The sequence below is a fragment of the Sphingorhabdus contaminans genome (assembly GCF_007280415.1).
GTDB lineage: Bacteria > Pseudomonadota > Alphaproteobacteria > Sphingomonadales > Sphingomonadaceae > Sphingorhabdus_B > Sphingorhabdus_B contaminans.
This window is the reverse complement of record NZ_VKKU01000001.1, coordinates 1245655-1259199: the sequence shown is the minus strand read 5'-3', so window position 1 is coordinate 1259199 and position 13545 is coordinate 1245655. Positions and strand designations below refer to the sequence as shown.

Genomic DNA, 13545 nt, shown 5'->3' with positions numbered 1-13545 from the left:
TCGATGGCATACGAGTATCTAGATCACCCTGACTTTGGCGGACGCGTTCATTTCCGGCGCGCCGCGTCGGACGATGATCCGGCCGACTATGTAGGCCCCGAGACGCTGGCGGAGCGGGGCATAGTGTGGGCGTATCTCGATGCTACCAAAGTGAATGAATATGAAGCGCTAAATTCACTTGGGCGGCAACTGCGGACGGACAATCCGCCTTATGAACCACACCCTCCTACGGGGATATTGGGGTGGTATCGATTCATGGATGACCTCGAAACGTTGAGCCAGCGTGAGTCGGGCATGGTCATTGTCGTCAATAACGCGGCAAATCTTTTCACCGATCCCAGATCGTGGGTGTTCGAACTCATCACTGTCTGGGTGCTTCAGTTGCCGGGGTGGCAAAAGCGAAATCATCCGTGTCATCTGATCTTCCAGATGGAACAAGACCCCTCTGTCGAAGCGATTTATAGTCGCAACGCTTAGGTCCGCTTTCCACAACAAAGCTGCTAAACCGGACTTTCCGGAAACGACAACATTGCGGACGTTTGATCCGTCGCATACACTTGTCCCATGGGTAAAAGGTCAGCCATTCCCCATCGCGACGATGAGCTTGATAAACTCAGCTATGAAGAACTGCTGTCTGAGATCGAGAGGTCGCGCATGCGATTAAGCATCGCTCCGTCAGCTAAAATGTCGAAGCAATGGCTTAAACGCATACACTGGTTGGAAAGAGCACTGGCTAATCGGGCCTGATGGCCACGATAGCACTAGATTGCGGTCAATCAATAAATCTGGGAAAATGGCAACATGACCAAACACTGTTGTGAAATGATGCACTCTAATGTCGAGAATATTTGTGACATGCATCCAGACCGATTTGATTGCCCTGATTGCCTCATCGATTATTCTGAGGATAGCTACGGGCTTATTATCCATGACGGGGGCCACTCGGTCATCACAATTTCATACTGCCCTTGGTGCGCGACTAAGCTTCCAAACGGCTTGGACTGAGGGCAGCTTTCCACAACATTGCGGACTTTCGTCTCATAAGCTCCAGCTATCGTTACCTGACGTTCGTTCATCAGTTGAATAGAGGTCGGCTTTTGGGGCATTCAGCAGTTAAAGCGGGTTTTCCGGAGACGATAAACTTACGCATTTTTCAGTTAAAGGTAGGTTAGATCTGTGAATACCAGCGCCAGATATACCATAATCCTAGGGGCTTTGGGTTTGCTATTGTCGTGTTCGCCACCCAACATTGATGTCTCCGTGGTGGACGTTGCTGGTCGAAAACATATCAAGTTATCCCAAGACTGGGGATTCATTTTCAGCGATAAGCAGGCCCCGTGTGTCCGCGAAGTTGGATTGTACGAACCTGAATCGTGGGAGCGGGACCACGCAGTTTGGCTTATTGAGGTGAAAGGCGACATTCAGTGTCTCGACCTCGCCTCTGTTCGCGTGGGTGAGACACCTACAGGTTGGCAGGAGGTCGCTGCCCTTTCTGCGGTACGCGGTAAAACCTATTTAATCTGGGTAGATGGCATCGGTATGAGCAAGACAAACATCACATTTTGACTGTTATGTAATTCTTTGACGTCCGCTTCTCTCAACAAAGCTGCCAAATTTGATCCGTTGGGTCCGGCAACATTGCAAACATTACGCGAGCGATGAATATTGCTATCTTGCTACACGATACATTTCTGGAATTTTCGATTTCCAAACGTTCTGACTGGTGCCAACAAATCTAACAGGCCAAGTGGCGGGGATTGATCATGAAAGTAGGAAGTCCAATTATTACAATTGTTCTCCTCCTTTCGGGTTGCAGCGACTTCAATCCCAAGGCCGATATTGAACCGTACGGGATCGGTTTTCAGAAGGCCAGTTTCTCCGACGGAAGTACGATATTCCTTGGGAAACAGTTGTTACGCAAAAGGGAGAAGCTGGTCATTCATTACCGTCAGGATGGTTCGCCAATTTGCGTCGACCGCGCTGGCCTGCACTTCAATCCAAGCATGCGAATCTCCGAACGATTGCCGTGGCGCGGGGATGAATTGCTGATCACCGAAACCGGTAATGTGACATATGAAGAGTTCCAGAAGGGAAGTTACCGGGCAGACACCAGTTATGATCCAACACAATATCTGCAACTTCGGGATCGGTCTGGAAAACTGGTAGTGGAGTTGGAAGATTTTTTTAGGAGCAAAAAGCCTCCCGAATATAGTGACAAAATTGCGGGGTATGTCGGTATCTCGTTTTTCCGATGTGACGAGCTTAAACTGTTGGCGACAGGGGGCAGGGTGTCGCTCCAATCAATTGGATTTGCGGTGAAGTTTGAACGTTAACTTCGCGCCTGCACACCCTCAACCAGCCTACTTGATCTGGGCGCGGAATTTCAGTTTCATTTGGGGGACGGCGGGGCCTGCGTTTAGGGTGCCGCTGGGCCGGATGCAGAGGAATTTGACATCGGACCGGTAGCTTGAATCCATCGGCAGGGTTGAACACTGGCTGAATGTGGTCGGCGCCGTTGCTCCGAACGCGACCCTGAGGTCGGTGCTGGGATCAAAGGACAAGGTTGCGCCGCCTGTCTGGTTGAAACCGATGGGTGCAACGGTCGCGTAGGTTTCCGAACCGCCCTGGTCGATATCGCCGTTCCAGAAGGACAGCTGCGACGGCAGGGCATCCACGATGAATATCGATCCTGCATCCGGCGCGGACAGACCGGCATTGGCGATGCTTATTTCGTACAGCACATCGTTGCCGGGCAGGGATTTTGCGTTGGACGGGTTCGGGTCCCATATGGTGGAATTTTTGCTGACCTGAACCACAGGGGCGGCTTCGCGGATCTGGATGTTGTTGATGCCGATGATTTCGGAATTGAACCCGATGCCGCGCCAGGTGACATGCGATATCGTTATGCCGGAATAGATGGACGCCGTATCGATACGGAAACCCATGAAGCCGCCCGGGCTGCCGGATACGGTGGTGGGGCCGGTGATGACAAAGGTTGACCCGTTGCTGAGCGTTACAAGCAACTCCGAACGTTGGCTGCCATCGTTCCAGTCCCAATAGTTGAACGCAAAGGCAAATGCGCGGCCGGTGGGTGTGAAGCGCACGGTGCCATTGTCTATGCCGGGCGTACCGATAGCGACATAAATTCCGGGCGTAGTGGGCGGCGATGTTGTCCAGTTAAGACAGGCCCTGAGGCTTGTGCAATATTGCGAGGAACCCCAGGGCGAAAATCCGGAGGCCAGAATGGTCAAACCGTTCCAGTTGTTCGGAGTGGTTTGGGATACCGCATAATTGGATGTGACGGCGGCAAAATTTTCCGACTTCTGGACAACGCCGGTGGTCGGCATTGCGGCATTAAAGTCGGTTGAATTGGAATAGGTCGTTATGGACTGGGCATGTGCGCTGCCCGTAAGCACTATTTGCCACAAGCAAAACCAAAGGAAGAAAGTTCGTGTCGCCATGTCCCACCGGACTGGTTTAACGACATTTTAGGGGCGAACTTTAGCGCCTTCTTTGGGATGAATGCGTCCACATTGACCGGTGTTTTTACCCGGCCTAGTCTACGGTTTCGACCAATTCCCCGATCCGGCCGATCATCTCGTCGATATGCGCCTTTTCCAATATCAGCGGAGGCGACAGGGCGATGATATCACCGGTTGCGCGGACGAGCAGGCCGTTATCGAAGCATTTGTGGAACAATTGCATTCCCCGTTTGCCCACACCGCCGGCATGCGCCTCCAGCTCGATACCGGCGACGATACCCATATTGCGGATGTCGATGATGTGGCGCTTGCCTTTCAGGCTGTGGACAGCGTCCTGCCAATAGCCGTGGAGCGATGTGGCATGTTCGAAAATGCCTTCCGACTTATAGAGGTCAAGTGTTGCAAGACCCGCAGCGGCGGCGAGCGGGTGGCCGGAATAGGTGTAGCCGTGGAACAGCTCGATACCGTCCGGGCCGCCTTCGACCACGCCGTCATGGATATGGCGGCTGACCGCAACCGCACCCATGGGCACAGCGGCGTTGGTCAGGCCCTTGGCCATGGTGATGATGTCGGGCGTTACGCCCAGCGTTCCCGAAGCCGTCGCCCCTCCGACACGGCCAAAGGCGGTGATCACTTCGTCGAAGATCAGGACAATGCCATGCTTGCGGGTGATTTCGCGCAGCTTTTCAAGATAGCCCACAGGTGGCACGAGCACGCCCGTCGATCCGGCCATCGGCTCTACGATGACGGCGGCAATGGTTTCCGCGCCATGCAGGGCAATAATCGCCTCCAGATTATCCGCCAGATGCCCGCCCCATTCGGGACGCCCTTTGGTAAAAGCGTTATGTTCCAGATTATGGGTATGCGGCAGATGGTCGACGCCGGTCAGCAGCGTTCCGAACTGCCGCCGGTTGTTGACGATGCCGCCCACCGAAATGCCGCCAAAGCCCACGCCATTATAGCCCCGTTCCCGGCCAATCAGGCGGGTGCGGCTGCCCTGGCCGATGGCGCGCTGATAGGCGAGCGCAATTTTCAGTGCAGTATCAACCGATTCCGACCCACTGTTCGTAAAGAATATCCGGTCCAGCCCCTCGGGCATGATCGTCGCGAGACGCGAGGCGAGCTCGAACGCCAGCGGATGGCCGAGCTGGAAGGGCGGGGCATAGTCCAGTTCGGCAGCGGTCTTCTGGATGGCTTCCACAATGGGCGCGCGGCAGTGACCTGCATTGACCGCCCACAGCCCGGCGGTGCCGTCCAGAATTTGCCGGCCGTCGTCGCTGGTATAGTGCATGTCCTTCGCCGACTTCAGTTGCCGCGGCGTTTTCTTGAAGGCCCGGTTCGCCGTGAACGGCATCCAGAATGCGGCTAAAGGATCATTTTCAAGTTTCATAATCGGACTCCGGCGTAACGCGTCTGCCGCTTATGCAATGGTCAGTGAATTTGGCGCGACTCAAATCTTTATTCCGACTGGAAAATTTTTGCTTTCGGTCAGACATCCTTTGACCGTGAACCAAAATGGTTTTTCGCCCAATAACCCAGCAGGAAAGCGGCGGTTACGATCAGGCTGGCCCATAATTCCTTTGAGCTTGTGGGGGACAGGGCCATCATCACAAGCACGCCGCCCATCCCGGCAATCGCGAACCATGTGCCAAAGGGGTATAGCCACATGCGAACCTGCAACCGCTCCGGCGTTTCGGCCTCGAACCGGGCGCGAAGGCGCAACTGGGCAAATGCCACGAGCATATAGATGAACAGCATGATGGCGCCCGAGGATGTGACAAGGAAGTTGAACACCTGGTCCGGCGACAGGATGGATGCCGCAAGGGCGAAATAGCTGAAGAGGCTGGCGATCAGGATCGCCCGTGCCGGAACGCGTGCCCGGCTCAGCTTGATGCAGGATTGCGGCGCATCGCCATTTCGGGCGAGGCCGAACATCGCGCGCGATGTGATGTAAATCCCTGAATTCAGGCAGGACAGTACCGCAACAAGGACGATGGCTTCCATGATCAGGTCGGCACCCGGGTAACCCATTTCCCGCAGCGCATGGGCAAAAGGCGAGGTGCCGGCCTCAATCTCGTTCCAGGGAACGACCGAGACAATCAGAAAAATGGAAAGCACGAAAAAGATCAGGATCCGCAAGGAAACCGAGATGGTCATATTCGCGATTGTCTTGGAACCTTCTTCCGATTCCGCCGCCGCAAGCGTCGCGATTTCGGCCCCGCAAAGCGAGAAAATGGTGGTTGCAACACCTGCAAAAATCGCGGCCACGCCTGCCGGTGCAAAACCGCCATGTGCTGTGAGGTTCGCGAACGTCGATCCCGATGGCGAGGTTACGCCAGTTGCATAAGCCCCGGCCACAAGAATGAAGACGAGAATTGCAACAACCTTGGTCGACGCAAACCAGAATTCGAATTCGCCATAGGATTTTGCGGACATCAGGTTGATCGCCGTCAACACCGCCATGAGCGCGACACCGATTTCCCAGACCTCCAGTTGCGGATACCATCCGTGGATGATCTTGGCCCCGGCAATCGCCTCGATTGCGATCACCACGACCCAGAAATACCAGTAAAGCCAGCCAACCATATAGCCGGCCCAGTCGCCGACGCCCTGCCGCGCGAAATCGGGGAAGGTCTGCGTTCCCGGCATTGCGACCGACATTTCCGCGATCATCCGCATGACGAGCAGCACAAGAAACCCGGCAATGGCATAACTCAGCACCGCAGCCGGACCGATATTGCCGATCGCGGTCGAGGAGCCAACGAACAACCCTGCGCCGATGATTCCGCCAAATGTGATCATCGACACATGGCGCGATTTTAAGGACCGGCTCAGCTCGTTCGGTGCCGCAATGCTTGATTCCATCAAAATATCCCCCTTCTTCAAAGGGGTTGTAGCGTCGGTACCGCGGTTTTGTAAATGACAGGTCGCAAGGCAAAGCTGGTGGTGACGTTTGCGACGCCGTTGACCTTGGTCAGGCGTCTGCGGAGGAAGTCCTCAAACTGGGTGAGCGAGCTGACCAATATACGCAGCTGATAGTCGGCTTCGCCCGTCATCAGGTAGCAATCCATAACCTCGGGAAATCCTGCCACAGCCGTTTCGAATTCCTGCAAATGGCGGTCGTCCTGCTGGTCAAGACGAACGCGTACGAAGGCAGTGACGGACAGGCCGACCTTGTCCGGATCCACCAGCGCGACATAGCGCGCAATTGTGCCATTTGCCTCCAACTGGCGTACCCGGCGCAGGCACGGGCTGGGGGACAGGCCGATATGGTCGGAAAGCTCCTGATTGGACATCCGGCCATCGGCCTGCAACAGGTCGATTATTTTGCGGTCTATCGCATCCAATGCATTTTCTGGCATTATCTGTCTCAATTTTCTCGCTTCATGGGATATTCTGCCAAAAACATGCCCTATAACCAGACTATACGCAAGGACATGCTAACGTCTGCCGGCTAAACTCTGCGCGTTCAGGATTGCGGGGACATATCACCATGGCGACCAAAATTGCGGATGCGCGCGAAGAAAAAGTAGCGGCGATTGAGGCGCTCGATACGCGGCTGCGCTGGCTGTCGTCCTGGACGGTGCATAACGCCAACCATATCCGCAAAAAGCGTGACGGTCTGAAAGTAGGCGGGCATCAGGCCAGTTGCGCGTCGATGACGGCGATCATGGCCGCGCTCTATTTTCACGCCCTGCGCCCCAATGACAAGGTGTCGGTAAAGCCGCATGCAGGCCCTGTGTTGCAGGCGATCCATTATATGCTCGGCAACCAGTCGCTTGAGCAGTTGCAGCAGTTCCGCGCATTGGGCGGCGCGCAAAGCTATCCCTCGCGCACCAAGGATAAAATCCCCGTCGATTTTTCCACCGGCTCGGTTGGCCTGGGTGTCGCGATCACCGCGTTCTCAAGCCTTGTTCAGGACTATCTGGTCGCGCATGGTTCCATGGCCGAAGCCAATGCCGGACGCATGATATCGCTGATGGGCGATGCCGAACTGGACGAGGGCAATATCTATGAGTGCCTGATCGAAGGCTATAAGCATGATATCCGCAACTGCTGGTGGGTGGTCGATTACAACCGCCAGTCGCTCGACAGCACAACCGCCGACCGCATGTTCCGCCGCTTCGATGACATTTTCGAAACCTGTGGCTGGCGTGTCATTACCCTGAAGCATGGAAAGCTGCTGCGTGCGGCCTTTGCGCGGCCGGGTGGAAAGTCGCTTGAGGACTGGATCGAAAACTGCCCCAATGCCGAATATGCCGTGCTGACCTATCAGGGCGGTGCCGCCTGGCGCGCGCGGTTGATCGACGATATCGGCCACAAACCCCATGTCAAAAAGCTGCTCGACAGTTTTGACGATGATGGCCTCGCTATGTTGATGACCAATCTCGGCGGACATTGCGTTGCCTCGCTGATGGATGCCTTTGACAGCGCGGACGATGACCGGCCCACCCTGTTCATTGCCTATACCGTCAAAGGTTATGGCCTGCCGCTGGCGGGACATAAGGACAACCATTCCGGCATGATGAACCCTGCGCAAATCGAACAGTTGCGCGAATCTTTGGGGATCGAGGCCGGGCAGGAGTGGGAACCTTTTGCCGGTCTGGGCGGCAATATGGCGGCACGCCTGAAGGAATTTGTCGGCCAGAGCGTGCTGTCGAAAAAGGACAAAGAAGCCGCGCCGTCACCGATATCCGTGCCCGCGCGCCTGCCGGTTCCGACGGGCGAAACGCAATCAACACAGGCGGCGTTCGGCCATGTCTTGCTGGACCTTGCCAAGTCATCCGAACCATTGGCCGACCATATTGTCACAACCGCGCCCGACGTGACCCAAACGACAAATCTGGGCGGGTTCGTCAATCAGCGGGGCCTGTTCCGGCGGTCACAGGTTGCGGATATCTTTCGCGAGGCCAAGATTCCGTCCGCCCAGAAATGGGCAGCCCATGCCGCAGGGCAGCATATTGAACTCGGCATTGCAGAGAACAACTTTTTCCTGCTGCTGACATCCCTCGGTCTGGCCGCGCCACATTTCGGGACCCGGTTGATACCGGTGGGCACGGTATATGATCCCTTTATCTCCCGCGGGCTCGATGCGCTGAATTACGGATGTTATTCGGACGCACGCTTTTTGCTGGTGGGGACACCGTCCGGCCTAACGCTGGGACCGGAGGGTGGGGCGCACCAATCGATCAACACGCCGCTGATCGGTATGGGGCAGCCGGGCCTTGCCTATTTCGAACCCGCTTATGCGGACGAGGTGGCGCTGTTCATGCGCTGGGCGTTTGAATATCTGCAGAAGCCGGACGGCAGCTCGGTCTATCTGCGGCTCAGCACAAGGCAGATTCCACAAGTCACCCGCGACGACACACGGTGGGAGGAAGATGCCCTGAAAGGGGGCTATTGGTTGCGTAAACCTGCACCGGGCGCGCAGGCGGCAATTGCCTTTACCGGTGCAATTGCCCCTGAAATCCTGTCGGCTTATGATCAGTTGGCGGATGATATTCCGGGTCTGGGTGTGCTCAACATCACATCGCCCGACCTGTTGCACCGCGAATGGTCCGCGCAAAAGGCAGCGCGATGGACAGGCCGTCATGGCGCCACAAGCCATATCGAGACGCTCTTGTCCGAACTTTCACCTGGGGCCGGAATCGTGACCGCAATTGACGGATCGCCCGGTGCGCTATCGTGGATTGGCGGCGTGAAGGGGATGCGTATCAGCCCGCTCGGCACCGACCGTTTTGGGCAGACCGGTGACCTGCCCGACCTTTATCGCACCTACAGACTTGACGCCGATGCGGTGATCGACGCGATGGCGGAGCTGTTTCTGGTCCGGTAAGCCGGTTGGGCAAAGGCTCAGGCGCTGAGCCAGATGATATGCGCAATGGCGGCGGCCAGGGCGATGACAAGAGCTGCAGAGACCCGGGGCCCCAGATAGAGCGACAGCACCCTTTGGGTCGGGAATGAAAATGTCGCAAGGGTTCCCAGCATCTTGTCGGGATGGCCTTCCTTGAAAGCGGGATCCATCACCAGCTTTATCATATCGCGCCGGCTGCGGTAGCGCATCAGTCCGAAGATGGTCCAGCCGGGATCGCCTTCGGTATTCCATGCGTCGATATAGCCGCCAACCTTGCGCCCGACCATCACAGGATGGCCACCATTGCGGAAAAGCACCGGCATGAACCGTTTGGAGTAACGCTGGAGCAGGCTGATTCCCGGCACCATCTGGCCGGTTGAGGGATCTTTGACATCATCCATCTGCGCTTTCACCAGATTGAGCATCACGAATTCACGGCCATCATCGGCTTCGAGAAATGTGCGCAAAACAGATGCGTCATTGCCCGATGCCTCGAAACGGTCCTGCGTTGCATTGATGAAGGCGTCGATTTCGTGTGCTTTCAGCGGACCTGACCAGCTATCGTACCAGAGGCGGAACAATAGATAGAGTGCCAGCGCCGTGCCCCAGATGACTGCAACGGCCATCATTCTTGTCCCGCCGTGCCTGATTTTACCGCACGTTGCCGGTCACGCTGTGCCTTTGCCGCTTCCTTGCAGCCGGGTGAGGCTTTCTGGATATTGCGGATCAGACAGGCACGGACCTTATCCCTGCTGAATGTCGCAAGTTCGGGGGAGCAGAATTTCTGTATATCGGCCATACACGCTTCACGCACATTTGCATGTACAGGGGCAGGGGCGGCCGTCAAAAGCGCCATGCCGGACATGATTGAAACCCACCTTTTTTGCATTGCGACGGCTCCTCTTCATATTGTTCAATAAATTGGCATTATATATGCCAATAGAATTTGGCAAGTTGGCTTGTGCCTTGTAAAAGCAACCAAAAGAAACGAAACCATTGCCCATGACAGTGAAGAAAAAAGCACCGCAAAGCCTACAACTGGATGGCCGCCATGCACGCAGCCGGTCCAGTCGGTCCAAAATTGTCGAGGCGATGTTGCATCTGGTGGAGAATGGCGACGTCGCGCCCAGCGCGGCACGTGTCGCGGAATTTGCAGGCGTCGGTTTGCGAACCGTGTTCCGGCATTTCGACGATATGGACACGCTTTACCGTGAAATGACGGCCGTGATTGAAACGCGGGTGCTGCCGATCATCGCGCCGCCGCTGACAGGCGCTGATTGGAAGACGCGCATTTTGGAGGTCGCGGAACGGCGCGCTGTCGTGTTTGAAACGATCCTGCCCTACCGGATATCCGCAAATCTCAAGCGTTTCCAGTCATCCTATCTGATGGAGGATTATAAACGCCTGCTGAAGGCGGAGGTAGACGGGATAGAGGCCCTGGTACCCGACAGCGTCAAGCAGGATATGGCCGGCTTGCGCAGTCTCAACGTCATTCTGAGTTTTCAGACCTGGCGTCTTTTACGCCATGATCAGGGTTTGTCCGACGATGACTCCCGTCGGGTCATCAACCGCTTGCTGACAGATGCGTTGCGGCAATTTCCCGACAGGTAAGCGCAAAAGCGCGTTATCCCGCATCTGATTGACCGCGAAAATAGAATATGGCACGACCCGTGCCAATATATTGGCGGAGATTGCTATGAAGGTCCTACGTACACCCGATTCCGCATTTGCGGATATCGCGGATTTCCCGTTCCAGCCGCATTATGCCGAGATTTCCGATCCGATGGACGGAACCGCCCTGCGTGTTCATTATGTCGACGAGGGTCCAAAAGATGCACAGGTGGTCCTGATGATGCATGGCGAACCAAGCTGGTCCTATCTGTACCGGCATATGATCCCGCCGGTGTCGCAAAGGGGGCTTCGTGTGGTGGCACCCGATCTCGTCGGATTTGGCAAATCGGATAAGCCTTCGAAAAAGAGCGATTACAGCTATGCCCGGCATGTTGCCTGGATGCACGCATGGCTTGAACAGCTTGATCTGCGCAATATCATCCTTGTTTGCCAGGATTGGGGGTCGCTGATCGGATTGCGTCTGCTGGGCGAAATGCCGGAACGTTTTGCCGGCGTTGTATTGTCGAATGGGGGCCTTCCCGAAGGTGGTCCGGCGCCGCGTGCCTTTGCCATCTGGCGCGCCTTTTCGAAGTGGAGCCCCTTCTTTCCGATCGGCAAGATTGTGAGCACAGGGACCAAGCGTGGATTGAGCGAAGCCGAGATCGCGGCCTATGATGCGCCGTTCCCTGACAGCCGTTACACTGCTGCTGCGCGGATTTTCCCGTCGTTCGTTCCGTTTGAAAATAATGTCGCGATCTCTGACCAGAAAAAGGCATGGGCGGTTCTCGAGAAATTCGACAAACCCTTTCTCTGCTGCTTCAGCGACGGGGACCCGGTGACCAGAGGGGGCGAAGCACGGTGGATTGGCCGCGTTCCCGGAACCGAAGGCCAGCCGCACACGACATTGAAAGGCGGACATTTCATTCAGGAGGATGATCCCAAAGGATTTGTTGACTGCATATTGAAAGTCGCCAAGGCATGACCGGGCAACAGTATCGGAAATATCAGGGGAGTGCAGGGCGTTGAGGACAGCAGTAGTGACAGGTGCAGCCCAGGGGGTTGGCCTTGCGACATCGGTCAAACTGGCCTCTACCGGATTTCATGTCGTGATGACCGACCTGCAGCCATTGGAAAACATTGTTGCGGAACTGGCGGCATCCGGATTGTCGGTTCAGGGCATTAGCGGCGACATCGCTTCGGAAGAATTTGTTGCCGCATTGGCTGCCCAGGTTGCGGCCGAACATGGCGCAGCCGATGTGCTGGTCAACAATGCCGGCATCAGCATGATCGTCCCTGCGGAAGAGATCGGACGGAGCGAGTGGCACAAGGTGATGTCCATCAATCTGGAAGCGGCATTTTTCCTGTCGCAGGCCTTTGGGCGCCAGATGCTGGCGCAGGGAAGTGGCAGTATCGTCAATGTCGCGTCGATTGCCGGATTGTACGGGATTATACACCGGGCGGCCTATAACGCCTCAAAGCATGGCCTGATCGGTCTGACCCGGACACTGGCCGCCGAATGGGGCGGACGCGGCGTTCGTGTCAACGCGGTTTGCCCCGGCTGGATAAAGACCGACATGGATGTGATGTCACAGGCAACGGGCGCCTATAATGATACCGATATCATCGATCGGGTTCCGATGGGCCGCTTTGCCAAGGCAGAGGATGTGGCGGCAGCGATCGCCTTTTTGGCGTCCGAAGACAATTTCATCAACGGGGTCAGCCTGCCGGTGGACGGGGGCTGGACCGGCGATGCCAGCTGGAACAGTTTGCGTTTGAAAACGCGCGCGCAATAGTTTTTGCGCGAAGTCTATAAAGCGTTTTGGCTGCCTGCGGTGGGATCGACGGTTGCAGACAGCCTCCACGCGACGGTCTGGTGAACCGTTAGAAGCGGTACGCCAGGCCGGCACTAATGACCCACGGATCGAGGTCATGTTTTGTTTGCAGCGCCGTCGCAGCGCCCGCACGGAATGTTGCCGTGGTGCCTACGAAATAGCGTTTGGCGTCAATCGAAAGACCAAGGCCCTTGTCGTTCAGTTTCAGGTCGAGACCGCCCTGAAGAACGAAGCCGAGTTCATCGGACAGATTGACATCGGTAGCGCCCAATGCCGCGGCATCAGCGCCTACATCTTCGCTGAAGATGAAGAAATGCGTCGGCCCTGCGCCAAGATAGGGCTTTACGCCCTCGCTCAGATTGAAATGATATTTCGCCGTAACGGTCGCAGGCAGAATGATCGCATTTTCGATCAAACGCGCGCCAGCCAGTGCATCCGATCCACGCACATCATGGGGTGTGATGCAGCAAATGGTTTCGATCGAGAAGTTGGGCGAAAGGAAATATTCCGCGGCAATGGTGGGAACATAAGAATCCGTTGCGCGGGTTTGTGACCCGGCAGGCAGGCCGATCAGGTCGGTTTTGACATCGGTAATCGCGCCGTCAGGCAACACGCCGGTTGCAAATGCCTTCAACTGGATCTTGCCTTCACTGTCACCGGCATATGCAGGTGTCGCAAGCGTCATTGCGGCAGCACAGCAGGCCGCAAAAAGGAGGTTATGCCTTTTCATCGTTCTATTTCCTTATGGGGAATTCTGGGGAGGAAT

General features: G+C 56.0%; 14 protein-coding genes. 7 read left to right on the top strand and 7 right to left on the bottom strand.

The genetic code is table 11. The annotated features are described in order from the left end of the window. Window positions 1-3: 3 nt before the first annotated feature. The 3 genes from FOM92_RS06185 to FOM92_RS06175 all read left to right on the top strand — a co-directional run bounded on the left by FOM92_RS06185 (window position 4) and on the right by FOM92_RS06175 (window position 2333). Window positions 4-477, top strand: a complete 474-nt coding sequence (locus tag FOM92_RS06185) for a hypothetical protein (protein WP_143775891.1) — start codon at window positions 4-6, stop codon at window positions 475-477. 324 nt (window positions 478-801) lie between these two features. Next, window positions 802-1005, top strand: coding sequence for a DUF6980 family protein (locus FOM92_RS16235; RefSeq protein WP_143775890.1), 204 nt, complete (start codon window positions 802-804; stop codon window positions 1003-1005). A 758-nt stretch (window positions 1006-1763) separates the two neighbouring features. Then, entirely contained in the window at window positions 1764-2333 is a 570-nt protein-coding gene (locus FOM92_RS06175; RefSeq protein WP_143775889.1) for a hypothetical protein, read from the top strand. Between the two features lie 27 nt (window positions 2334-2360). Here the strand turns inward: FOM92_RS06175 and FOM92_RS06170 are convergent, their stop codons facing one another. The 4 genes from FOM92_RS06170 to FOM92_RS06155 form a co-directional block, all read right to left on the bottom strand. Continuing rightward, complete coding sequence (locus FOM92_RS06170; protein WP_170226796.1) at window positions 2361-3416, bottom strand: hypothetical protein; 1056 nt, start codon at window positions 3414-3416, stop codon at window positions 2361-2363. A 139-nt stretch (window positions 3417-3555) separates the two neighbouring features. Then, a complete protein-coding gene (gene aptA / locus FOM92_RS06165; protein ID WP_143775887.1) occupies window positions 3556-4872 on the bottom strand; it encodes an omega-aminotransferase AptA in 1317 nt (438 codons plus the stop codon). 98 nt (window positions 4873-4970) lie between these two features. Next, window positions 4971-6347, bottom strand: coding sequence for an amino acid permease (locus FOM92_RS06160; RefSeq protein ID WP_143775886.1), 1377 nt, complete (start codon window positions 6345-6347; stop codon window positions 4971-4973). A 17-nt stretch (window positions 6348-6364) separates the two neighbouring features. Further along, the gene (locus FOM92_RS06155) at window positions 6365-6844 is read right to left on the bottom strand and encodes an Lrp/AsnC family transcriptional regulator (protein ID WP_143775885.1); all 480 of its coding nucleotides are present in this window, start codon (window positions 6842-6844) and stop codon (window positions 6365-6367) included. A gap of 131 nt (window positions 6845-6975) precedes the next feature. Between FOM92_RS06155 and FOM92_RS06150 the strand changes: the two genes are divergently transcribed. Next, window positions 6976-9318, top strand: coding sequence for a transketolase (locus FOM92_RS06150; RefSeq protein ID WP_143775884.1), 2343 nt, complete (start codon window positions 6976-6978; stop codon window positions 9316-9318). Between the two features lie 17 nt (window positions 9319-9335). On the opposite strand, the gene FOM92_RS06145 is transcribed toward FOM92_RS06150, so the two are convergent. After that, window positions 9336-9965, bottom strand: coding sequence for a hypothetical protein (locus FOM92_RS06145; RefSeq protein ID WP_143775883.1), 630 nt, complete (start codon window positions 9963-9965; stop codon window positions 9336-9338). After that, window positions 9962-10225, bottom strand: coding sequence for a hypothetical protein (locus FOM92_RS06140; protein ID WP_143775882.1), 264 nt, complete (start codon window positions 10223-10225; stop codon window positions 9962-9964). Before FOM92_RS06140 ends, FOM92_RS06145 begins: the two co-directional genes overlap by 4 nt. A gap of 113 nt (window positions 10226-10338) precedes the next feature. Here FOM92_RS06140 and FOM92_RS06135 point away from each other — a divergent pair, with 113 nt between their 5' ends. From FOM92_RS06135 to FOM92_RS06125, 3 genes are all read left to right on the top strand, one after another. Continuing rightward, window positions 10339-10947: a TetR/AcrR family transcriptional regulator gene (locus FOM92_RS06135; RefSeq protein ID WP_246087163.1), complete on the top strand. Its 609-nt coding sequence runs from the start codon at window positions 10339-10341 to the stop codon at window positions 10945-10947. Between the two features lie 85 nt (window positions 10948-11032). Further along, on the top strand, window positions 11033-11929 hold the full coding sequence (locus tag FOM92_RS06130; protein ID WP_143775881.1) for a haloalkane dehalogenase: 897 nt from the start codon (window positions 11033-11035) through the stop codon (window positions 11927-11929). 55 nt (window positions 11930-11984) lie between these two features. Continuing rightward, window positions 11985-12740, top strand: a complete 756-nt coding sequence (locus tag FOM92_RS06125; protein WP_211347352.1) for an SDR family NAD(P)-dependent oxidoreductase — start codon at window positions 11985-11987, stop codon at window positions 12738-12740. Window positions 12741-12828: 88 nt separating this feature from the next. Here the strand turns inward: FOM92_RS06125 and FOM92_RS06120 are convergent, their stop codons facing one another. Beyond that, entirely contained in the window at window positions 12829-13509 is a 681-nt protein-coding gene (locus FOM92_RS06120) for an OmpW/AlkL family protein (protein WP_143775879.1), read from the bottom strand. Window positions 13510-13545 lie beyond the last annotated feature (36 nt).